This is a genomic window from Aminobacter sp. J41, assembly GCF_000526635.1.
In the GTDB taxonomy this organism is placed as follows: domain Bacteria; phylum Pseudomonadota; class Alphaproteobacteria; order Rhizobiales; family Rhizobiaceae; genus Aerobium.
Genome location: NZ_JAGL01000014.1, coordinates 61,925 through 83,970, shown reverse-complemented (window position 1 = coordinate 83,970; position 22,046 = coordinate 61,925). Strand labels below are relative to the sequence as shown.

Below are 22,046 nucleotides of genomic sequence, written 5' to 3'. Positions count from 1 at the left end.
CCGGCAAGAGATAACTAAAAACAGAGGGAACTTATGATGAAGAGAGTGGCGACGCTTATTGCCGCCAGCGCAATGTTCGCGCTGACATTTGCTCCCGCCAAGGCAGAAACTCCGCCAGATACACTTGTGATGGCGTGGCAGTTCGACGACATCATCACGCTCGATCCGGCGGAGGTGTTCGAATTCTCGGCCGCCGAGATGATGGGCAACACCTACGAGCGCCTGATCGGCTATGACCTCAAGGATGTCTCGAAGCTGTTCGGCGTGGTTGCCGAGTCCTGGGAAGTGTCGCAGGACGGCAAGACCATCACCTTCAAGATCCGCCAGGGCAGCAAGTTTGCCTCCGGCAACGACCTCACCGCCGAGGATGTGGTGTTCTCGCTGCAGCGCGCGGTCAAGCTCGACAAGTCGCCTGCCTTCATCCTCACCCAGTTCGGCTTCACCGCCGACAATGTCGAACAGAAGATCGTCCAGACCGGCGACTACGAGTTCACCTTCGAGATGGACCAGGCCTATGCGCCGACCTTCGTGCTCTACTGCCTGACCTCGACGGTGGCGTCCGTCGTCGACAAGAAGCTGGTGCTGGAGAACGAGGCGAACGGCGACCTCGGCTATGAATGGCTGAAGCGCAACTATGCCGGCTCCGGCCCGTTCGCGCTGCGCCAGTGGCGCCCGAACGAGGCGGTCGTGCTGGAGCGCAACGAGAACTACGCCGGCGAGAAGGCGCCGCTTGCGCGCGTCATCTACCAGCACGTGCCGGAAAGCTCGACCCAGCGCCTGATGCTCGAGCGCGGCGACATCGACATTGCCCGAAATCTCGGCCCCGAGGAAATCGCGGCGCTGAAGGAAGCGCAGGGCATCAAGATCGAGACCGGCGACAAGGGCGGCATCTACTATCTCGGGCTCAACCAGAAGAACGAGACGCTCGCCAAGCCGGAAGTGCGCCAGGCGCTCAAGTACCTGGTCGACTACCAGGCGATTGCCGACACGATCATGGCCGGCCAGGTGCAGGTGCACCAGGCGTTCCTGCCGAAGGGCTTCCTCGGCGCGGTCAACGACACGCCGTTCCAGCTCGATCCGGAGAAGGCCAAGGAGCTGCTTGCCAAGGCGGGCCTTCCGGATGGCTTCTCGGTGACGATGGATACCCGCAATACGCCGGACATCACCGGCATGGGCGAGGCGATCCAGCAGACCTTCGCGCAGGCCGGCGTCAAGCTCGAACTGATCCCGGGCGACGGCGCGCAGACGCTGACCAAGTACCGCGCCCGCGAGCATGACATCTACATTGGCCGCTGGGGCCCGGACTATCAGGACCCGAACACCAATGCCGACGCGTTCGCGGCGAACCCTGACAACTCCGACGGCGCGTCCGCCAAGCCGCTCGCCTGGCGCAACGCCTGGGACATTCCGGAGCTGACCAAGAAGACCCGCGCCGCCGTCCTCGAACAGGATCCGGAAAAGCGCGCCGCAATGTATGAGGAAATGCAGCGCGAGGTCATGGAGACCGGTCCCTACGTGATCATGTTCCAGGAAATCGAGGTCGCGGCGATGCGCGACAATGTCAGCGGCTTCATCATCGGACCTTCCTTTGACGCCAACCAGTTCGGCCTGGCCCGAAAGGACTGATCCCGCCTGATGACCGATGCCGTCAATGACACCACGCCGGGAGAGCGTTCACGCGCTCTCCTGACGTTCGCGGTTGCGGCCGGCCGATTCCTGCTGATGCTGGCGATCACCCTGTTCGGCCTGCTGGCAGTCACCTTCTTCATCGGCCGCATCGTGCCAGTCGATCCGGTGCTTGCCGTGGTCGGCGACCGCGCGCCGGCGCATGTCTATGCCCGCGTGCGCGAGGAAATGGGGCTGGACCTGCCGCTCTGGCACCAGTTCGCGATCTATATCGGCAATGTTTTCCGCGCCGACTTCGGCAATTCGATCCTCACCTCGCGCCCGGTGGTCGAGGATGTCGTGCGCTACTTCCCGGCCACGCTTGAGCTTGCGACGCTCGGCACCCTGCTCGGCACCATCTTCGGCGTTCCGCTCGGCGTGGCCGCCGCGGTCAAGCGCGGCAAGTTCGCCGACCATTTCGTGCGCGTCATCGGCCTTGTCGGCTACTCCGCGCCGATCTTCTGGCTCGGGCTTCTCGGCCTGCTGGTGTTTTATTCCAAGCTCGGCTGGGTGGCGGGGCCGGGACGCCTCGACGTCACCTACGAATACATGCTGACGCCCGTGACCGGCATGGTGCTGGTCGATGCGGCGCTTGCCGGCGACTGGGCCGTCTTCCGCAACGCCATCTCGCACATCGCGCTGCCGTCGGCGCTGCTCGGCTACTATTCGCTCGCCTATATCAGCCGCATGACCCGCTCCTTCATGCTCAACGAGCTGTCGCAGGAGTACGTCACCACCGCCCGCGTGAAGGGTCTTTCCGAAACCCGCATCATCTGGGGCCACGCGCTGCGCAATGCCGCCGTGCCGCTGATCACGGTGATCGCGCTCTCCTACGCCCACCTGCTCGAGGGCTCGGTGCTGACCGAGACGGTGTTCGCCTGGCCCGGCCTTGGCCGCTACATCACCAATTCGCTGCAGAATGCTGACATGAATGCGGTGCTCGGCGGCACGCTGGTAATCGGCATCGTCTTCGTTGCAGTCAACACCTTCTCCGACCTTCTCTACCGCCTGTTCGACCCGAGGACGCGCTGAGATGGCAGAGCTTGCGGCACCTTCCGGCAAGAGCAGCCTGCGCGAATGGCTGACCACCAGCGAGCCGCGCTCGCGCGCACAGGCGCGGCTTGGCAATGCCTACCGCTCGTGGGTCGCGTTCTCGCGCAACCCGCTTGCGATGTTCGGCCTCTTCATTGTCCTCGTTCTCATTATCGTTGCGATCTTTGCCGACCAGCTCGCCACCCATTCGCCCACGGTCGGTGGCGACCTTCGCACCGAGCGCCTGCAGCCGCCAAGCGCCGCGCACTGGCTCGGCACCGACAACCAGGCGCGCGACATCTACTCGCGCCTCGTCCACGGCTCGCGGCTCACGCTGATGGTCGTGATGCTCGTGACGGTTATCGCCATGCCCGTCGGGCTCCTGATCGGGACCGTCTCCGGCTACATGGGCGGCTGGATCGACGCTGTGCTGATGCGCATCACCGACATCTTCCTCGCCTTCCCGCGCCTGATCCTCGCGCTCGCCTTCGTCGCCGCGCTCGGGCCCGGCATCGTCAACGCGATCATCGCGATCGCGATCACCTCGTGGCCGCCCTACGCGCGCATTGCCCGCGCCGAGACGCTGACGATCCGCAACAGCGACTTCGTGGTGGCGGTGCGCCTGCAGGGCGCCTCGCCTTTCCGCATCATCACCCGCCACATCATGCCGCTCTGCGTGCCCTCGGTGATCATTCGCGTCACGCTCGACATGGCCGGCATCATCCTGACGGCCGCCGGCCTCGGCTTCCTCGGCCTCGGCGCGCAGCCGCCGACGCCGGAGTGGGGCGCGATGATCGCCTCGGGCCGCCAGTTCATCATCGACTATTGGTGGGTTGCGACCATGCCCGGCATCGCCATCTTCGTCGTCTCGCTCGGCTTCAACCTGCTCGGCGACGGCCTGCGCGACGTGCTCGACCCGAAGGCGGAAAAATGACCGGCGCGCCGCTTCTCGAAGTCGAGGACCTCAGGGTCCGCTTCCATCTTCGCACCGGCACGGTCGAGGCCGTGCGGGGCGTGTCGTTCTCGCTCGGGCGCGAGCGGCTCGGCATCGTCGGCGAGTCCGGTTCCGGCAAGTCGCAGACGGCGCGCGCGCTGCTTGGCCTCACCCCGCCGCCGGGCGAAGTGACTGCTAGGCGCCTCACCTTCGACGGCATCGACCTGCTGAAAGCCTCGCGCCGCACGCTGCGCTCGCTGCGCGGCGGGCGCATGGCGATGGTGATGCAGGACCCGAAATACTCGCTCAATCCGGTCATGACGATCGGCAAGCAGATGGTGGAAACCTATCTCGCCCACGCCCGCGCCGGCAAAAGGGAGGCGCGGGAAAAGGCGCTTGCCATGCTGGAGGCCGTGCGGCTGCGCGACCCCGAGCGCGTGTTTTCGCTCTACCCGCACGAGGTGTCGGGCGGCATGGGCCAGCGGGTGATGATCGCGATGATGCTGATCACCGACCCCGATTTCCTCATCGCCGACGAGCCGACCTCGGCGCTGGACGTGACCGTACAGCAGGAAGTGTTGCGCATCCTCGACGGGCTGGTCGCCGAGCGCGGCATGGGGCTGATCTTCATCAGCCATGACCTGCGGCTCGTCTCGTCCTTCTGCGACCGGGTGTTGGTCATGTATGGCGGCAAGGTGATGGAGGAGCTCGCCTCGGGCGATCTTTCCTCCGCGCAGCATCCCTACACGCGCGGGCTGATGAACTGCCTGCCGTCGATCAGCGGCTCGTCGCACCCGCTGCCGACGCTGGAGCGCGATCCGGAGTGGGCGAAATGATGATCGACATCCGTGATCTTTCGATCGTCTTCGGCACCGGGCGCCTGCGTGTCGAGGCGGTGAAGAATTTCTCGCTTGAGGTCGAGGAAGGCGAGGCATTCGGCCTTGTCGGCGAGTCCGGCTCCGGCAAATCGACGGTGCTGCGGGCGATCTGTGGCCTCGCGCCCGTCGCACGCGGCTCGATCGCGATTGCGGGCGCGCCCGTGAAGACGCCGCGCGACCAGAAATTCTATGCGACCGTGCAGATGGTGTTCCAGGATCCGTACGGTTCGCTCCATCCGCGCCAGACCGTCGACCGTATCCTCTCGGAGCCGCTGTCGATCCATGGCCTGCGCGACCAGGACCGCCGCATCGTCGCGGCGCTTGAGGAGGTCGGTCTTGGTCCCGGCTACCGCTTCCGCTATCCGCACCAGCTGTCGGGCGGCCAGCGCCAGCGCGTCGCGATCGCCCGCGCGCTGATCCTGAACCCGAAGGTGGTGCTTCTCGACGAGCCGACCTCCGCGCTCGACGCCTCGGTGCAGGCGGAAATCCTCAACCTGCTCGAGCGCCTGCGCGCCGAACGCGGGCTGACCTACGTGCTGGTCAGCCACGATCTTGCAGTGGTCACGCATCTTTGCCGAAGGCTTCTCGTCATGCGCAACGGCGAGATGATCGAGCTAACCGACGCCGAAACGCTGCGCCGGGGCGAGCCGCAGTCGCCCTACACCCGCGAACTCATCCAGGCGACGCGCGGCTTCAGGCGGGGGACGGCACCTGCTTCCACCTAACGAAGGAGCTACAAGGCTTCTGCGCTCATCAACTTCAACTAGATCACTTATCGTTACATAGATCGTTCGTTCTATTCCGGTCGGAGCGTTTATTTTTTAAGGTAAATGAGGAGGATAGCTTCGGCGATGCTGATCACGCCGAGCTAGAGCATAAGCAGAAAGATATCTGCGATGCCTTATTCAGGGAGAGAGAGTGCGGCGGGAAAGAGCGCAGGGGTGCGGATGACGCCGGCCGCGGGTACCGCTTTGCGGACCCTGATTTTCGTCTCCAGCCATGGCGTCATCTCCAGTGCCGTCGAAGCCGCCATCGAGCGCGAGTTCTCCTGGCTCACTGTACAGTGTGTCCCGGATCTGCGGCTCCTTCTCGCCGGCTTCGATGCCGAGGCGCAGCTGATCGTCGTCGATTTCCGCCAGATGGCGGAGCTGACCGCCCTGCATCCCGAGATCGCGCGCCATCATCCGGCCGCGCATTTCGCCATCCTGATCGACGAGGACGTTCGCTACCTCGCCAGCCAGCTGCACGAGATCGACACCGGCATGGTGCGGGGCATCCTGCCGCTCAACGTCAATCTCGACGTGCTGTTGTCGATCCTGCGCATCCTCTTGCGCGGCGGCGAATGCTTTCCGGGCAGTCTTTTCAAGGCGGCGCGGCCCGTCGTTCGTATTGACGAGGTGGCGGCGGTGCATCCGGCACCTGCGCCAAACATACCGCCGGCTATGCCCAATGCGCCGCCAGGGCACGAGGTGGCTATGCTCGACCTTACCGTCCGCGAGCTCGGCATTTTATCCCGCGTCGCGCGCGGCCAGCAGAACAAGATCATCGCCGCCGATCTCGGCCTGTCCGAGCACACGGTGAAGCTGCACATCCACAACATCATCACCAAGCTCGGCGTGCACAACCGCACCGAGGCGGCCGTGCTCTATCTCGAGCGCGCCAACGGGGCCACGGCGCGTGCGATTGCGGCACGGCTCGACGGCGGCAGCGACGCGCCGCCGCTTTCAGCCTGACACACATGCCGAAGTTCCAGGACGTCCTGCTCCTCGTCGGCCAGCTCAATTACACCTGGACCAACACCGAAAGCCTGCTCATTCACATGATCGCCGGGCTGGCGCGGGTGGACAAGGAAACGGCCGTCGTCATCTTCCTGACGCTGAACACGCCGCGCGCGCGCATCGACCTCGTAGAGCGGCTGGCCAAGATGCAGTCGACGCCGGCAGACTGCCGCGCGGCGGTGCTGGACGCCACGCGCCGCCTCTCGGAAGAGGCCAAGCTGCGCAACAAGTTCAACCATTGCATCTATTCCTTCGATCCCGACAGCGGCAAGGGCATGACCCAGCTCTTGCGCATCGTCGATACCAAGGACGAAATCCGCTACGGCAAGATCGAGGCGCTCGACGATGACGAGGTCGCGCGCATCCGCGCCAGCATCGCCGAGCTCGTCGGGATCAACCGGCTGTTCTGGCAGATCACCGAGAAATTCGGCTTCCCGACCTGATTTAGGCTACGAGCGGTAGAAGATCCTGACCGTTGGATTGAAGACCTGATCGTCCGGGCAGCTACCAAGCTACTAGACCTAACTGTCGGCTTATCCGTTTCCATCGTCCGGGACACACTGCACGGCGCTCAGGACGGGTAAGACGGCACCTGGCACGACCTCCAGTCGCAATCTTTTTAAACAGCCCCCGCCGTCGAAATCCGCCCGCAAAGAAAAAGATCAGGGAGGAACATCCATCAGCAGCCACGCCCGAATGAGGGGTGGATGATCGCGTCGTTGCGCGCTCAAGACCCCGTCACATCACCTCTTGATGTTCAACATCCGCACGGTGAAGGCCCCACGGAGATGAATGGCGGTCAAGCCTGTGCGGTTCCAGAGCGAGGACAGAACCATGTCACGCAAGAACGGCAAGGACAGGTACGACCCGAACGACAACAGCAACCAGACCCAAAATCAGGACCAGGGTCAGGATCAGGACCAGGCGCAGGCACAGGCCGAACTTCAGGCCCAGCTTCAGGGACAGGGGCAGGCCCAGCTCGGTCTGCAGGCGCAGGGACAGGGCCAGGAACAAGCCCAGTACAGCGAGAACCTCAACGGTAACCTCAATGGAAACGGTAACCTGAACGGCAATGGCAACGCCAACTTCAACGGCAATGCCAATTTCAACGCCAACCTGAACGCCACGACGGTGGACGTGAATGTTGACGTCGGCCTCGAGGGCTACGAGCCCTCCGACGACGATTTCGCCGACATCGACATGACCGACAGCGAAATCAACGGCATGTTCAACGTCAAGTTCAACGACGTACTCAGCAATTCGCTGAATGGCCAGGGCAATGATGTCGGCAACGTCATCAGCCAGAACGCCAATCTCCAGGACAATGACACGCTGGAGAATGCGACGGTCGAGAACACCGGCCCGTTCACGCAGGACCTGACGGCCAGCGGCGGCTTCGCCAAGGCCGGTGACGGCATCGCGGCCGGCGGCGGCGGTGGCGGCGGCGGCGGATATGCCGATGCCAATGGCGGCGACGGCGCAGATGGCGGCAACGCCTGGGGCGGCGAGGCGTATGGCGGTGAGGGCAATGGCGGCAGCGCCAGCAGCGCGGCGACCGGCGGCACCGGCGAAGGTGGCGATGCGACCGGCGGTTATGGCGACGGCGGTTACGGCGACTCCGGCACGGCAAACGGCGGCTATGGCGACGGCGGTCGCGGCGGAAACGGCGGCGATGGCTTCGGCCTTGGGCTTGGCGCCGGCTTCGGTCTCGGCGCGGCGGCGGCGTTTGCTGCTGGCGGCGGCGACGGCGGCAGCCCGACAGGCGGCGACGGCGCGCGCGGCGATGACGGCGGCGACGCCAACGGCGGCAGCTCCGGCGATGCCGGCGCGGGCGGAAGCTCCGGTGATGCGGGCGATGCCGGCGCGCTCGGTATCGCGGCAGCTCTTCTTGCCTACCAGTCCGACCCGACCACGACCGACACCGCGACCGGCGGCAATTCCGGCCGCGGCGGCGATGGCGGCAACGCTCCGGCCGGCATGGGCGGCACCGGTGGAGCTGGCGGTGCGGGCGGCGCAGGCGGGGCAGCTGGTGACGGCGGCGCGGGCGGCACCGGTGGCTATGCGCCGGCGTCCGCAAGCGGCAGCGGCAGCGGCTCCGGCACAGGTACCGGCACGGGCGGCGCAGGCGCTGCTGGCGGCGCGGGTACTGGCGGGGCGGCAACCAGCGGCGCTGCAACAGGTGGCGCTGGCACTGGCGGTGCCGCATTGGCGGAAGGCGGGACCGGCGGGGAAGCCCTGAGCGGCGCGTGGGCCGACGGCACGGGCGGCGACGGCTTCGCCGGTGATGCCTATGGCGGCGCGGGCGGCAATGGCGGCAATGGCGGCTATGCCTACACCGGTGCCGGCGGCTATGGCGGCGACGGCGGAACGTGGGGCTCCAACAATGGCGATGACGGCTTCGTAACCGGAACCAGCACCGCCTCGGCAGACGGCATCATCAATACCAGCGCCTTCAACCAGGACATCGTGATGGGCGCGAACCTGCAGCAGAACGCGGTCGACATGACCGTGGTCGGCGGCGACCTGACGAGCACCGTCGCAGGCGACGATACCGTCTGATCAGGACTTTTCGCGGTTTAGCCTCTGGCGAAGCCGCTTCCAGTACCGGGCTGCGCGGGCCCCGCGCAGCCCTTCCAGCGAAAGTCGAGTAACCAAACGAGTGATCGGGGAGGTTGCGTATCATGACCGGCATGGACCGGATCTCGGAAGAGATCGCCCACTTCATCGGCATGTTCAACATAACGGTGGAACAGGCGCGCCTGCGCGATGCCTATCATGAGTTCAACCCCCTGCCCGCTGTTCCTTCCAATCCTGAGCTTCCCGAGGCGCCAGCTTCAGATTTCGCCGCGCCGCACACCCTTCTGGGCTACGACCCCGGCATGCGCTACGCCCCGCCTGGCTGGTCGCTCGAAGAGGTGTCCCCGTGGCTGCCGCTGAAGTACAAGTACTTCAAGATGCAGGCCCCCGGGCAATACCCCTTCGGGCATCCGCAAGGGCCGTCCCCGGAACCCGGGAGCGGCATGAACATCAACATCACCCTTCCTGAAATCGATCCCCCCGGCTCCGTCGCCAGCTACATCGTCCAGAACATCTATCTTTCGGACAACGACTACTTCGGCGTTGGCGGCCACGGGCTGAAATTCTCGCCGCAGCCGATCGACAATGGCGACCTCATCAACCTGGCGCTTGAGGCGCTCAGCATTTCCCCGATCGGCAGCCATGAGATGCCGAGTGGCGCGGAGGCGATCAAGGACTTCATCACCAGCGTTGCCGAGGAGCTCGAGAACTATACGCCCGACACGGACGGGCCCGCCGAGATCCACGTCTTCAGCGGTAAGACGCTCGACGGCATCTACGTCAACGGCAAGCTGGTGACGGAAGCGCCGAACATCGACGACTACCACAGCTTCGACCCGGAAGAGGCGGAGGAAGGCTCGCCCGAGCATAAGCCGATCAAGAATGTGAAGATCACCTATGACGGGCACATGCAGATCGAGGCGTCGGTCTCGATTTCGGCTGGCGGCAACACCGTCGTCAACGATGCGGTGCTGACCAACATCTGGACCGGCGGCACGGTGACCGTGGTCGCCGGCGACTATTTTCAGCTCGACGCGGTCATCCAGATCAACGCGATCTGCGACGAGGATACGCTGAGCCCGACGATCACCAACTGGTCGGTGGACGACGCCACCAACCAGTTCTTCAACATCGCGACCTTCAAGCACACCAATCCGCTCGACAACAACGACGGCGCGCACTTGTCCGGCTCGCCGGACTTTCCGTCCTACTGGATCGTCACCGAGATCACCGGCGATCTTCTGATCGTCAACTGGCTCGACCAGTACATCTTCCAGAGCGACAACGACGTCGGCATCGTCTCGTCCTCGGGCGTGACCACCGAGATCATTGCCGGCGACAACCTCGCCGTGAACACCATCTCGATCATGGAGCTGGCCTATGCCTACGACATCATCGTCATCGGCGGCTCGTGGTACGACGCCAACATCATCCAGCAGCTCAACGTCCTCTACGACAACGACCTGATCGGCGCGGTCAACGGCTTCCAGACCACCGGCGAAGGCTCGGTGTCGACGAGCGGCAACCTGTTGTGGAACGAGGCGCTGATCTACAGCGTCTCGGGCGACTATGGCGACATGCCGGCCCATTATCAGGAGCTGGCCGACAACCTTGCCGCGGGCAAGGAGGTGCTTCCCTCCGGCGTGCTCAGCGATCCGGCGCTGGCCGGCAACGAGGCGCTGCGCGTCCTCTACATCGAGGGCGACCTCATCAACCTCAACTACATCAGGCAGACCAGTATCGTCGGCGACAGCGACCAGATCGCGCTGGCGATGAACGAATTCACCCCGCGCGCCGATGCCGAGTGGACCATCACCACCGGCGGCAACGCGCTTCTCAACCACGCCGCGATCGTCGACCTCGACTCGCTCGGCAACATCCATGTCGGCGGCGAGCAGTATTCGCAGGCGATGCTGGTGCAGGCCGAGCTGATCTCCGACAAGCCGGAATTCTGGGCGCAGGATCCCGACGCGCTGGTCAACGAGGCGGTGGCCTTCCTCGACGATTCCATCGACGACGGACCCGATGACATCCCGGCCTACTACCAGCCCGACAATGAGGCGCCTGGCGGCGACGGATTGCAGGCCATGCTCGGCTAGCGAGCCCGGAGGAAACAGCCATGTCCGAGGATCGCACCGACCCGGCAGATCCGGTTCATCACATTGAGCCTTGTGCGGAGGACAATCCGCCTGCTCACGAGCCGGCGCCGCGCCGCCGCCACCTGCACCATGACGTGCGCCAGCTCGCCAGTCTCCTGAAGGCGCGGCAGGCGGCTATCCGTAAATCGTTCCGCAGCATCGACCACGCGGTCGACGAGTGCTTCAAGGCGGCCTCGCTGACGCGCAGGCAGGAGCCGGAAGAGCCGGACGAAGAAGACATCATCGAAGAGGTGATCGCGGAAATCGAAGGCAGAAAACCCTCGAAGGCGGAAACGGCGACGGCGGACAGCGTTCAGGCGGGCCAGCCTGCTGCGATGGCTGCCGCCGTCGGCGGTACTGCTGACGAGGCGGCGTCCTCCCAGACGCCCGCCGCGGCGGCGAATGCCAGCGAAACTCCATCGGCGGCACAGCCGGAGATAGCCGCGGCGGCTGCACCTTCCGCGGCAGCGGAACCCGTTGGTCCGGTGGAAGCGGCCGGGAACGGGCAGGAGGCTGCAAAAGCCGACATCGAGATGAAAAGCGAGGCGCCGCAGCCTTCGCCGTCGCGCGCGCCGCAAGGTATGAAGACCATCGATGCCGAGGTCGGGCCAATCATGGCCAGCACCCAGCGGCCCGGCGACAATGCGCCGGCCAACAGCGGTGGCGGCGGATCGGGCGGCGGCAAGGGCACCTTCCACAAGCGCCTCGGCCCGATCGACTTCAACGCGAGCCTGCGCGCCGGGCTCGACGCGGTGCGCAAGAACCTGCTGATCGTCATGATCTTCACCGTGGCGTCGAATGCGCTGGTGCTGGCGATCCCGATCTATCTGTTCCAGATATCCGACCGCGTGCTGACCAGCCGCTCGCTCGACACGCTGATCATGCTCACCATCGTCATCGTCGGCGCGGTGATCCTGCAGTCGGTATTCGACGCGGTGCGCCGCTTCATCCTGATGCGCACGGCGGTCGAGGTCGCGGCGCAGCTCGGCGCGCCGATCCTCAGCGCCGCCGCCCGGGCTTCGCTGCACAGCAACGGCCGCGAATACCAGACGCTCGGCGACCTGCAGCAGGTCCGCTCCTTCCTGGTCTCGCGCACGCTGCTGTCGTTCCTCGACGCGCCGATCGCGCCGATCTTCGTCCTCGCCGTGTTCCTGATCCACCCGCATCTCGGCTGGCTGGTCGTGGTGACCGGCCTTGCGCTGCTGGTCATCACGCTGATCAACCAGCGCGCGACGGCGGCGCCCTTCGGCGATGCGAACGTGTTCCAGTCGAAGGCGAACCTTCACCTCGACTCCATGTCGCGCAACTCGCAGATCATCAACGCGCTGGCGATGATCCCCGAAGCCGTGCAGATCTGGGGCAAGGACACCGCCGGCTCGCTCAAGGCGCAGGTTATCGCGCAGGATCGCAACATCATCTTCACCGCGATGTCCAAGGGCGCGCGCCTGCTCTGCCAGGTGGCGATGCTCGGCTGGGGCGCGTATCTCGCCATCGAAGGGCAGATGACCGGCGGCATGGTGATCGCCGCCTCGATCATCGCCGGCCGCGCGCTGGCGCCGATCGAGGGCGCGATCGAAGGCTGGAACCAGTTCATCCAGTCGCGCGCCGCCTATGGCCGCATCACGGCGCTCCTGAAGACTTCGCCGCTCAATTTCGAGCGGCTGCAGCTTCCGCGTCCGGAAGGCCGGCTCGACGTCGAGCGCCTGCTCTACGTGCCGCAGGGCACCAAGCGCGTCGTGCTCAACGGCATCTCCTTCTCGCTGCAGCCGGGCGACTCGCTGGCGATCATCGGCAATTCCGGCGCCGGCAAGACGACGCTCGGCAAGATGCTGGTGGGCTCCATCCTGCCGACCTCGGGCAGCGTGCGCCTCGACCTCATGGACCTGCGCAACTGGGACCAGCGCCAGTTCGGCGAGAACATCGGCTATCTGCCGCAGGACGTGCAGCTCTTCCCCGGCACCATCAAGGCCAACATCGCCCGCATGCGCGAGGACGCGACCGACGAGCAGATCTACGAGGCGGCGATGCTGGCGGACGTGCACGAGATGATCGCGAACCTGCCGCACGGCTACGAGACGATGGTTGCCGCCGACGGCTCGCCGCTCTCCGGCGGCCAGAAGCAGCGCATCGCGCTCGCCCGTGCCTTCTTCGGCAATCCGCGCATGGTCATCCTCGACGAGCCGAACTCCAACCTCGACAGCGCGGGTGACGCGGCGCTGATGCGGGCGCTCGCGCACGCCAAGGCCAACAACATCACCGTTGCCACCATCACCCAGCGCCCGTCGCTGCTCGCCTGCGTCGACAAGATCCTGCTTCTCGTCAACGGCACGGTCGCGCTGTTCGGGCGCAGGCAGGACGTGCTCAACGCGCTTGCCTCGCGCGGCATCAGCATCGAGAGCGGCTCGTTCGGCCACCAGCTGCAGTAGGAGACTGCCCATGTCGACCGACATTGCGAAGATCCAGGACCTGCAGTGGTACGGGGAGGTGCCGCGCTCGATCCGCACGCACACGATCTTTGGCCTGGCGCTCTTGGGCCTCAGCTTCGGCGGCTTCGGCGTCTGGGCGGCGACCGCGCCGCTCGTCGCCGCCGTGATCTCGCAAGGCTCGTTCGTCGCCACCGGCCAGAACAAGATCGTCCAGCATTTCGAGGGCGGCATCATCAAGGAACTGATGGTCAACGAAGGCGACCAGGTGACGGAAGGCCAGCCGCTGGTGAAGCTCGACGAGACGGCGGCGCTTGCCAAGGAGCGCGAGCTGTTCCTGCGCCGCATCCGCCTGGAGATCATCTCGGCACGGCTCACCTCGCAGTATCGCGAGGCCGAGGAGATCGAGATCCCCCTCGGCGTCAGGCCCTACATCCAGACCGGCGATCCCGACATCGCGTCGATGTACGAGAGCCAGAAGCTGCACTTCGAGGCCGCGCGCGTGAAGCGCCGCAGCGAGCTGTCGCTGCTGGAGCAGAACGTGAAGTCGCTCGAGTTCCGCATGCAGGGTTATGTGCGGCTGCGCGAGGCGATGATCGAACAGCTCACCCTCCTGCGCGACGAGCACAAGGGCAAGAAGGTCCTGCTCGACAAGGGCCTGTTGCGCGCCACCGAGGTCAACGCGATCCAGCGCGCGATCGCCGAGGCGCAAGGCGAGATCGGCCGGCTCGAGGCGGAGATCGCCGAGACCGGCGCGCAGCTTGCGAAGGCGCAGCAGGAGATCATCGGCACGCAGGACCGCTACAAGGAAGACGCGCTCGACCAGCTGCAGAACATCCAGGGCGAGCTTGAGGTGGTGCGTGAGCAGTCGCGCGAGGCCGAAAGCGTGCTGCGCCGCTCGACCATCCACGCCCCGGTGTCCGGCACGGTGATCCGCCTACACTACCACACGCCGGGCGGCGTCATCGAAAGCGGCAAGGGCATCATGGAAATCCTGCCGGCGGGCGTGCCGCTGATCATCGAGGCGCACATTCCACGCAACGACATCGACAGCGTGTCGACCGGCCAGAAGGCGACGGTGCGGCTCACCGCCCTCAACCAGCGCACGACGCCGGTGCTTGAAGGCGAGGTGTTCTATGTCTCGGCCGATGCGCTGCAGGACGAGCGCGCCAACGGCCCCGGCGAAGTCTATGTCGCGCGCATCAGCCTGCCGGGCGAGGAACTGTCAAAAATCCCCGGCTTCTCGCCGATGCCCGGCATGCCGGCGGAGATCATGATCCAGACCGCCGAGCGCACCTTCTTCAGCTACCTCGTCAAGCCGATCACCGACAGCATGTCGCGGGCCTTTACGGAGAAGTAGCCCATCCTCACGCCGCGTGGTCGAGGATCTCGGCGAGGAATTTCTTCGCGCGATCGCTGGCCGGATTGCTGAAGAAGCTGTCCGGCGCCGCTTCCTCGACGATCTGACCCTTGTCCATGAAGACGATGCGGTCGGCAACGCGGCGGGCAAATCCCATCTCGTGGGTGACGACCAGCATGGTGATGCCTTCGGAGGCAAGGTTCACCATCACGTCCAGCACCTCGCCGACCATCTCGGGATCGAGCGCCGAGGTCGGCTCGTCGAATAGAAGCACTTCCGGGCGCATGCACAGCGCGCGGGCGATGGCGACGCGCTGCTGCTGGCCGCCCGAAAGCTGGCCGGGATACTTGCTCGCCTGTTCGAGGATGCGGACCTTGTCGAGGTATTTCCGCGCCGTCTCTTCCGCCTCCGCCTTCGGCACCTTGTGCGTCAGCATCGGCGCCATCGTGCAGTTTTCCAGCACCGACAGGTGCGGGAACAGGTTGAAGTGCTGGAACACCATGCCGACCTTGCGGCGCATCTGGTAGGTCTGCGAGCGCTTGTGGCCGAGCTCGGTGCCGAGCACGACGACGCGGCCGCGGTCGTGGCTTTCAAGCTGGTTGATGCAGCGGATCAGCGTCGACTTGCCGGAGCCCGACGGGCCGCAGATGACGATCTTCTCGCCCTTCTTCACGGACAGGCTGATGTTTTTGAGCACCTCGAAACTGCCGTAGGACTTCGACAGGCCCTCGATCTCGATGGCGGTGAGGTGTGCGTTCTGGGAGTTCATGTCAGGCTCCTCGGCGTCGCCAATCTTAAGACCGGGCGATGAAGGCGCGGAAGTAATCCGGCGCCCTGTCGCTGAAGGCTTCTTCGCGCGGCAGATCCATCAGCAGGCGGCCACGCTCCATGTAGACGATGCGGTCGGCAATGCGGCTGGCAAAGCCGATCTCGTGCGTGACGATCACCATGGTCATGCCGCGGCCTGCAAGGTCGGCCATCACGGCAAGCACGCCGCCGATCGATTCCGGATCGAGCGCCGAAGTCGGCTCGTCGAACAGAAGCGCGTCGGGGTTCATGGCGAGCGCGCGGGCAATCGCGACGCGCTGGCGCTGGCCGCCCGAAAGCTCGATCGGATAGGAATTCGCCTTGTCGGCGAGGCCAACCTTGGCGAGCAGTTCGTCGGCGGTGCGGTTTGCTTCAGCCTTCGCCACGCCAAGCAGCTTGCGGGGACCGAAGGAGACATTGCCGCGCGCCGTCATGGTCGGGAACAGCGCAAAGCTCTGGAACACCATGCCGAGGCGGCGGCGGCGCTTGTCCAGTTCGCGCTCGGAGCGGCGAATGCGTGCTGAGGCATCCTTCCACGGCAGGCTCTCGCCGTTGATCAGAACGTCGCCGGTGTCGGCCGGCTCGATCCAGTTGAGCGCGCGCAGAAGCGTGCTCTTGCCCGAGCCGGACGGACCGAGGATGACGACCACCTCGCCCTTGCCGATGGCGAGCGAGACATTGTCGAGGCCCTTCACCGGACCGAAGCTGCGGTTCAGGTTCTTCGCGACGATCACCGGCTCGCGGACGGACGGCGCATCCGGAGCGGGCACGGCGCGCACGACCTCGCGCTCGACAATGGGGGGCGGGGCGGTGACGGCGCTCGACGTCTTCAGCGCCACTGCCTTTTCGATGCGGCCCTGGATGACGTTCCAGATCGTAAGGATGACGAGGTACCAGATCGCGGCGACGAGATAGACTTCCAGCGCGCGCGTGGTCGACTGGGCCAGCTGCTGCGAGACGCGCAGCAGTTCGGCGAACGAGATCGCCGACAAGAGCGACGTCGCCTTGATCATATAGCTGAAATTGTTGCCGTGCGGCGGGATGATCGCCCGCATCGCCTGCGGCAGCACCACCTTGCGGAAGATCTGCGACGGGTAGAGGCCGAGCGCAAGCCCGGCCTCGCGCTGGTCGCGCGAGACGGCCATCAGGCCGCCGCGCACGATGTCGGCCATGCGCGCGCCCTCATTGAGGCCCATCGCCAGCAGGCCCGTTGCCACCAGGCTGAGCGTGATGCCCATCTGCGGCAGGGCCGAGTAGAAGAAGAGGATCTGGGCGAGAAGGGGCGTGCCCTTGAACACCCAGATGTAAACCAGCGCCGGCCAGCGCAAAACCTTCGGCGCGGCGAGCATTCCCGCCAGCACGAAGCCAAGGATCGTGCCCACGGCCTGGGCGACAACCGCCACCCACACCGTAACCCATGCAGCCTTCAGCAGCAGAGGCGACTGCAGGATGCTGAGGAATACGTCCGCGTCGAAGGCCACGAAATCAGCCCTTTCGTGTCACAGGCAGGTAGCCCGGCTTTGCCGTGCGCGACTTGTCGACGACATAGCGGGAAGCTGCGCGCTCGGTGCCGCCGGTCGGCAGGTCGAGCGGCGACAGAAGGCCCGGCGCTGCGTCGGCGACCGGGACGATCGTGTTGGCGACGATGTTGGCCGCGCCGAACAGCGACTGCATGGCCGGCTTGATCGACATCTTCACCGGCATCGCGCCTTCGATCTCGATGCGGTCTTCCTCAACGAGATTGAATTTTTCCGGCTGGTAGTACATCGCCAGCGACGTGCGCATGACTTCCTGGCCCTTGCACAGCGCGCGGGCGCGCTGGGTGATGCCGATGACGCGGCCGGGGGGCAGGATGCCGAGGGTCGGATCGCCGCTGTCGACGTCGAAGTCGGCGGTCTCGAGGTCCCAGGCCTCGGTGATCTCGTCGATCTCGAGGTTGAGGTAGTCGGCAAGACGGGTCAGCGACTCCGGCGCGCCCATATGGCCTTCGACGCGTCCGTCTTCGATGCGCTTGTTGAACTCCTCGGGCGTCAGGCCATAGCCGACATGCTCGATGTCGCCGGGGCCGGTGCCGGTGACGTCGATGCAGCGGTAGATCTCGACATGGGTAACGGCGCTGGTGCCGCGCGCGAGGATCAGCGGCAGAACGTCATAGGAGAAGCCGGGGTTGATGCCGGTGCCGGTGATCGAAACGCCGTTCGCCTTCGCGGCTGCGTCGAGCTCGGCGGTGAACTCCGCATAGCGCAGGCCCGGATAGAACATCGACTCGGCGGCCGAGACGACGTTGAGGCCGGCGTTGAGCGCGGCGAGCAGCTGCTCCTTGATGAGGTGCGGCTTGGACTCGGTCATGTGGACCAGAACGTCCGGCTTGGCAGCAAGACCCGCCAGCGCGCTGTCGAGGTCGGCCGCGATCTTGACGCCGCCGAAACGCGCAAAGCCGGTCACCTCGGCGAGGGTCTTGCCCGTCTTGGCCGCATCGTTGTCGACCGCGGCGACGATCTCGATGCCCGGATAGTCGTTCTCGAGCACGCGCAGCAAGCGGCCGCCCATGGCTCCGACGCCGAAAAGAATTACGGTTTTCATGAAAGTCTCCGCGGTGGTCGCTGGTTCAGGTCGTCTTCCCCGCCGGGTCGGCGGTGAGATTGCGTTTGACGCTGCCGGTGGCGGCGTAGCGCTCGAGCTGGCGCTGCACGACGATCCATGCGGAATACATCAGCAGGTACCAGACGGCGGCCACGGCGTAGAGCTCGATGACAGCGTAGGTTTCGTTGATGGCAAGGCGGGTGACGCGCAAAAGCTCGCCGAACGAGATCACCGACAGGATCGAGGTCGTGCGCATCATCGACGAAAATTCGTTGCCGAAGGCAGGCAGTATCAGCCGGATCGACTGCGGCAGCATCACGTGCAGCATGGCGCCGAGCCAGCTCATGCCCATGGCGCGGGCGGCCTGCATCTGGTCCGACGGCACGCTCTGCAATGCGCCGCGGATGATCTCCGACATGTAGGCGCCGGAATAGCAGCCAAGGCCGATAAGGCCTGCCTCCAGCACGCCGAGGCGAATGCCGAGCTGCGGCAGGCCGAAATACAGCAGGAAAAGCTGCACCAGCGGCGGCGTTCCTCGCCAGAGCCAGACCCACGCGGCCGAGAAGGCGCGAAGCACGCGAAAGCGCGACAGCGCGCACAGGGCCAGACCCAGGCCGATCACCGTGTCGATCGCCTGCGCGGCGATCGCAACCAGCAGGGTGACGCCAGCCACGGTCGCAAACCGTGGCTGCACCAGATAGTGGAGGAATGTCTCTAGCGAGAAATGCATCGATGCCGCTTAGGCTCAGTTCGGGTTGAGGACGAAGGAGTCGACCGGGGCAACGCCCCACTTCTCGATGATCTGCAGGTAGGTGCCGTCAGCCTTCATCTCCTCGAGCGCCTTCACGATCATCTCGGCGAGCTCGACATTGTCCTTCATCGTGGTGATGGCGAGCTTGTTGGCCGCGTTGCCGGTGAAGGCCATCTCGAACGGCGCATTGCTGGTCTTGATGTAGTAGGCGGCCTGCGGGTCGTTCAGGTAAGCGGCGTCGACCTGGCCGGCGACGGCGGCCTGAATTGCCTCGGAGTTGGAGTCGAAGGCGCGGATGTCGATGGCGGCAAGGCCAGCGGCGACCATGCGCTCGCTCTGGGCGACGAGGTTCTTGTTGGTGGTGCCGCCAGCGGCGACCGACACGGCCTTGCCGGCAAGGCCGTCGAAGCAGGCCTCATAGGATTCGGGCACGCCGATCTTCGCCTCGCAGGAGATGCCGGCCGGGTTGCCATTCGACACCATCAGGCCCTCGCCCCACTGCACGTAGGAGATCATGTTCATGATCTGCAGGCGCTCGGGGTTGATGAAGATCGCGGTGCAGAGGCTGTCGAAACGCCCGGCCTGCAGGCCCGGAACGAGGCCGGGGAAGGCGAGGTTGGTCCACTCGACCTCGAGGTTGAGGCGCTTGCCGATCTCGCCGCACATGTCGACGTTGAGGCCGTCCATCGTGCCGTCGGTGCGGATGAACTGGTTGGGCGCGGCGGCAAAGTCAGCTGCGAAGCCGATCTTGCCTTCGCTCATCAGCGGGCCGGCCATTGCCGACGTGCTCATCAGCGGGCCGGCCATTGCCGACGTGCTCATCAGCGCAGCGAGCGCGCCGGTCAAAATCATCTTCATGTTATTCCCCTTGTTATTCAAAGCTTCAGGTATCGCCGCGTCCCGATACGGGCCGCGGAATCTTTTGGTCAGCGCTGGACGGAGTTGGACGGCACTGCGTGGGCATCAGGCCGGATGCGCCTGGCCGCTCGCCTGCACGGAAATCTCAGGACCCGCCGCCGGAAGCCAGCGCGTCGCGCGGCGCGCAACCGGCGAAGTCACTGGTGCTGGCGCGCACGCCCGGCAGGCTGGTGCGGTTCGTCAGGTCAAATGCTCTTCGCCCAGTCGCGGCAGCGGCTTCGGCGGAGGCTGCGGGTTCTGTCCCGGATTCTCCATTCGTGCCCCTCGTTCTCGTCCACGCTCTTGTGTCTCGGCGTGTTATATATTCCATGTGATATCTTACAGAGCATTTTGTCAAGCATGGCAGTTCGGCGGCGAAGCATGACGCAGCGTTATCGGGGCAGCAAAGCTGGGGATGGTGCAGAGGGGCGCCGCGAGCGGCACATCATGAGAGCAGATCAATCCGGGCTCGCAAACGGCCGACTCAGCGCAGGTGTGGATCACTTGTCCGTCTGTTGAACATGTTATTTATCAGTCCTATCCTTCTCTTTCCGGCAGTGCCGGTTGAGTCGATCCCCGTGGAGGCGGGGCGACGGAGGGAAAGGGAGAGTGATTGATGAAAGCGCGTTATGTGACGCTGCTCGGGGTCCTCATGGCTGGGACCGCGTTTCCGGCCGCGGCGGAGGTTGCGTGCGAGGCACTGCCGTCGGCCACGCTCGACGGCGTGAAGGTCGTGTCGGCCTCGCTCAATGAGGCAAGTGAGGCGGCGCCCGCCCATTGCGAGGTGATGGCCGAAGTGCCGCCGAAGACAACCGATGGCTGGCCGATCAAGATGCGTGTGGTGCTTCCCGTCGAGTGGAACGGCAAGTCGGTGCAGTTCGGCGGCGGCGGCTTCAACGGCGTGATCCCGCCGCAGGTGGGCGGGCGCTGGCAGACCGAGCTGGCGGCAAAGGAATTTCCACACAAGGGCTATGCGACCTTCTCGGGCGATTCCGGCCACGATGCGAGCGACCTGCCCTACGGGCCTGATCTCGACCCGCGCCGCGCCTCGTTCGCGCTCAACAAGGAGGCCTTCGAGCGCTACGCCCGCTATTCGGTCAACGAGACCTATGTCGCGGCGATGAAGATCATCGAAACGCACTATGGCTCGGCGCCCAAGCTGAAATATTTCGTCGGCTTCTCGCAGGGCGGCAAGGAGGCGATGGTCGCCGCGCAGGACCATCCGCAGGACTATGACGGCATCCTGGTCGGCGATCCGGTCGCGGCGCTCACCGGCCTCAAGATGGCGCACCTGCAGTCGTCGACTGGTTTCTACAAGAATGGCGGCGCCGGCTGGGTCTCGCCCGAACTTGCCGAGGTGGTGACGAAGGAAGTCTACCGCCAGTGCGATCCGCTCGACGGGCTGGAGGACAACTGGATCGCCAATTTCGAGGGCTGCCAGCCGGACCTGTCGACGCTCTTGTGCACGGACGACAAAAAAGAAGGCTGCCTCACCGAGGCGCAGCTCGAAGCTGTTAATAATGTCGCCCGGCCAGTGAAGCTCGACTATGAGCTCTCCAACGGCCTGACGGGGCATGCCGGCTATCCGTGGGGCAACGTCTCGTGGCACGGCAGCTTCGCTGGCTCGCGGCCGCAGCCGTCGGTGCCGGCGCCCAACAATGGCGGCAATGACAGTTACGTCTACAGCCTCGGCGACGGCTACCACCGCTTCATGATCCGGCAGGACGTCAACGCCAACTCGCTCGATTTCGACCCCAACGATCCGGCGCTGCGCGATCGCATCCTCGAGGTGTCGAAGATCCTTGATGCGACCAACCCTGACCTGTCGGCGCTCGCGGATAAGGGCGCGAAGATGATCCTCTATGCGGGCGGTGCCTCGGAAGTGCCGCCGGCCGAGGTTGCCGCCTATTGGAAGCGCGTTAACGAGAAGCTCGGCAAGGACAAGGTCGACAGCTTCGCCCGCTTCTACATCTTCCCGTCGATCAACCATGCGGGCGTCGGGCCGGAAGGCATGCCGAACCAGTCCGACCTGTTCAGCGCGCTGGAAAAGTGGGTCGAGAATGGCGAGGCGCCGGGCGAGCTCGTCAACCAGTCGAAGAGCGGCGAGGTCACCCGCCCGCTCTGCCTCTACCCGACCTGGCCGCAATACCAGTCGGGCGACGTCAACGCGGCCTCGAGCTTCAAATGCGTTGAATAAGTGAGCTTTGGCCGGGGCGGGCTGCC

At 65.2% G+C, this 22,046-nt stretch carries 17 protein-coding genes; 12 read left to right on the top strand and 5 right to left on the bottom strand.

Annotated features, from left to right (window positions below; translation table 11 throughout):
• Nucleotides 1-36: 36 nt before the first annotated feature.
• From L630_RS0111495 to L630_RS0111445, 11 genes are all read left to right on the top strand, one after another.
• On the top strand, nucleotides 37-1,626 hold the full coding sequence (locus tag L630_RS0111495) for an ABC transporter substrate-binding protein (protein WP_210164328.1): 1,590 nt from the start codon (nucleotides 37-39) through the stop codon (nucleotides 1,624-1,626).
• Nucleotides 1,627-1,722: 96 nt separating this feature from the next.
• On the top strand, nucleotides 1,723-2,697 hold the full coding sequence (locus L630_RS0111490) for an ABC transporter permease (protein WP_245263715.1): 975 nt from the start codon (nucleotides 1,723-1,725) through the stop codon (nucleotides 2,695-2,697).
• A gap of 1 nt (nucleotide 2,698) precedes the next feature.
• Nucleotides 2,699-3,631, top strand: coding sequence for a nickel transporter permease (gene nikC / locus L630_RS0111485; protein WP_024848401.1), 933 nt, complete (start codon nucleotides 2,699-2,701; stop codon nucleotides 3,629-3,631).
• Nucleotides 3,628-4,467 carry an ABC transporter ATP-binding protein gene (locus L630_RS0111480; RefSeq protein ID WP_024848400.1) on the top strand — a complete coding sequence of 280 codons (840 nt, stop codon included), beginning with the start codon at nucleotides 3,628-3,630 and terminating at the stop codon, nucleotides 4,465-4,467. Before nikC ends, L630_RS0111480 begins: the two co-directional genes overlap by 4 nt.
• The gene (locus tag L630_RS0111475; protein ID WP_144705880.1) at nucleotides 4,467-5,234 is read left to right on the top strand and encodes an ABC transporter ATP-binding protein; all 768 of its coding nucleotides are present in this window, start codon (nucleotides 4,467-4,469) and stop codon (nucleotides 5,232-5,234) included. Before L630_RS0111480 ends, L630_RS0111475 begins: the two co-directional genes overlap by 1 nt.
• Before the next feature lie 246 nt (nucleotides 5,235-5,480).
• A complete protein-coding gene (locus L630_RS21360; protein WP_186445295.1) occupies nucleotides 5,481-6,242 on the top strand; it encodes a LuxR C-terminal-related transcriptional regulator in 762 nt (253 codons plus the stop codon).
• Between the two features lie 5 nt (nucleotides 6,243-6,247).
• Entirely contained in the window at nucleotides 6,248-6,730 is a 483-nt protein-coding gene (locus L630_RS0111465) for a hypothetical protein (protein WP_024848397.1), read from the top strand.
• A 391-nt stretch (nucleotides 6,731-7,121) separates the two neighbouring features.
• Nucleotides 7,122-8,846 carry a hypothetical protein gene (locus L630_RS0111460; RefSeq protein WP_024848396.1) on the top strand — a complete coding sequence of 575 codons (1,725 nt, stop codon included), beginning with the start codon at nucleotides 7,122-7,124 and terminating at the stop codon, nucleotides 8,844-8,846.
• A gap of 122 nt (nucleotides 8,847-8,968) precedes the next feature.
• Complete coding sequence (locus L630_RS0111455; protein ID WP_024848395.1) at nucleotides 8,969-10,963, top strand: hypothetical protein; 1,995 nt, start codon at nucleotides 8,969-8,971, stop codon at nucleotides 10,961-10,963.
• Between the two features lie 20 nt (nucleotides 10,964-10,983).
• Nucleotides 10,984-13,428, top strand: coding sequence for a type I secretion system permease/ATPase (locus L630_RS21355; protein WP_024848394.1), 2,445 nt, complete (start codon nucleotides 10,984-10,986; stop codon nucleotides 13,426-13,428).
• A 10-nt stretch (nucleotides 13,429-13,438) separates the two neighbouring features.
• The gene (locus tag L630_RS0111445; protein ID WP_024848393.1) at nucleotides 13,439-14,785 is read left to right on the top strand and encodes an HlyD family type I secretion periplasmic adaptor subunit; all 1,347 of its coding nucleotides are present in this window, start codon (nucleotides 13,439-13,441) and stop codon (nucleotides 14,783-14,785) included.
• A 7-nt stretch (nucleotides 14,786-14,792) separates the two neighbouring features.
• Here L630_RS0111445 and L630_RS0111440 read toward each other — a convergent pair whose 3' ends face one another.
• The 5 genes from L630_RS0111440 to L630_RS0111420 are packed head-to-tail and all read right to left on the bottom strand — an operon-like array spanning nucleotide 14,793 to nucleotide 19,784.
• Complete coding sequence (locus tag L630_RS0111440) at nucleotides 14,793-15,554, bottom strand: amino acid ABC transporter ATP-binding protein (RefSeq protein WP_024848392.1); 762 nt, start codon at nucleotides 15,552-15,554, stop codon at nucleotides 14,793-14,795.
• Nucleotides 15,555-15,579: 25 nt separating this feature from the next.
• On the bottom strand, nucleotides 15,580-17,073 hold the full coding sequence (locus tag L630_RS0111435) for an amino acid ABC transporter permease/ATP-binding protein (protein ID WP_024848391.1): 1,494 nt from the start codon (nucleotides 17,071-17,073) through the stop codon (nucleotides 15,580-15,582).
• Nucleotides 17,074-17,077: 4 nt separating this feature from the next.
• Nucleotides 17,078-18,175, bottom strand: a complete 1,098-nt coding sequence (locus L630_RS0111430; RefSeq protein ID WP_024848390.1) for a hypothetical protein — start codon at nucleotides 18,173-18,175, stop codon at nucleotides 17,078-17,080.
• Between the two features lie 25 nt (nucleotides 18,176-18,200).
• Nucleotides 18,201-18,905, bottom strand: coding sequence for an amino acid ABC transporter permease (locus L630_RS0111425; RefSeq protein WP_024848389.1), 705 nt, complete (start codon nucleotides 18,903-18,905; stop codon nucleotides 18,201-18,203).
• A 15-nt stretch (nucleotides 18,906-18,920) separates the two neighbouring features.
• On the bottom strand, nucleotides 18,921-19,784 hold the full coding sequence (locus L630_RS0111420) for an ABC transporter substrate-binding protein (RefSeq protein WP_024848388.1): 864 nt from the start codon (nucleotides 19,782-19,784) through the stop codon (nucleotides 18,921-18,923).
• Nucleotides 19,785-20,439: 655 nt separating this feature from the next.
• Between L630_RS0111420 and L630_RS0111415 the strand changes: the two genes are divergently transcribed.
• Entirely contained in the window at nucleotides 20,440-22,020 is a 1,581-nt protein-coding gene (locus L630_RS0111415) for a tannase/feruloyl esterase family alpha/beta hydrolase (RefSeq protein WP_024848387.1), read from the top strand.
• Nucleotides 22,021-22,046: the final 26 nt, after the last annotated feature.

Coding starts and splice junctions, on each gene's coding strand:
- L630_RS0111425 (WP_024848389.1), bottom strand. CDS start 18,905: ATGCATTTCTCGCTAGAGACATTCCTCCACTATCTGGTGCAGCCACGG.
- L630_RS0111445 (WP_024848393.1), top strand. CDS start 13,439: ATGTCGACCGACATTGCGAAGATCCAGGACCTGCAGTGGTACGGGGAG.
- L630_RS0111465 (WP_024848397.1), top strand. CDS start 6,248: ATGCCGAAGTTCCAGGACGTCCTGCTCCTCGTCGGCCAGCTCAATTAC.
- L630_RS0111475 (WP_144705880.1), top strand. CDS start 4,467: ATGATCGACATCCGTGATCTTTCGATCGTCTTCGGCACCGGGCGCCTG.
- L630_RS0111490 (WP_245263715.1), top strand. CDS start 1,723: ATGCTGGCGATCACCCTGTTCGGCCTGCTGGCAGTCACCTTCTTCATC.
- L630_RS0111440 (WP_024848392.1), bottom strand. CDS start 15,554: ATGAACTCCCAGAACGCACACCTCACCGCCATCGAGATCGAGGGCCTG.
- L630_RS0111495 (WP_210164328.1), top strand. CDS start 37: ATGAAGAGAGTGGCGACGCTTATTGCCGCCAGCGCAATGTTCGCGCTG.
- L630_RS21355 (WP_024848394.1), top strand. CDS start 10,984: ATGTCCGAGGATCGCACCGACCCGGCAGATCCGGTTCATCACATTGAG.
- L630_RS0111455 (WP_024848395.1), top strand. CDS start 8,969: ATGACCGGCATGGACCGGATCTCGGAAGAGATCGCCCACTTCATCGGC.
- nikC (WP_024848401.1), top strand. CDS start 2,699: ATGGCAGAGCTTGCGGCACCTTCCGGCAAGAGCAGCCTGCGCGAATGG.
- L630_RS0111415 (WP_024848387.1), top strand. CDS start 20,440: ATGAAAGCGCGTTATGTGACGCTGCTCGGGGTCCTCATGGCTGGGACC.
- L630_RS0111420 (WP_024848388.1), bottom strand. CDS start 19,784: ATGAAGATGATTTTGACCGGCGCGCTCGCTGCGCTGATGAGCACGTCG.
- L630_RS0111460 (WP_024848396.1), top strand. CDS start 7,122: ATGTCACGCAAGAACGGCAAGGACAGGTACGACCCGAACGACAACAGC.
- L630_RS0111430 (WP_024848390.1), bottom strand. CDS start 18,175: ATGAAAACCGTAATTCTTTTCGGCGTCGGAGCCATGGGCGGCCGCTTG.
- L630_RS0111480 (WP_024848400.1), top strand. CDS start 3,628: ATGACCGGCGCGCCGCTTCTCGAAGTCGAGGACCTCAGGGTCCGCTTC.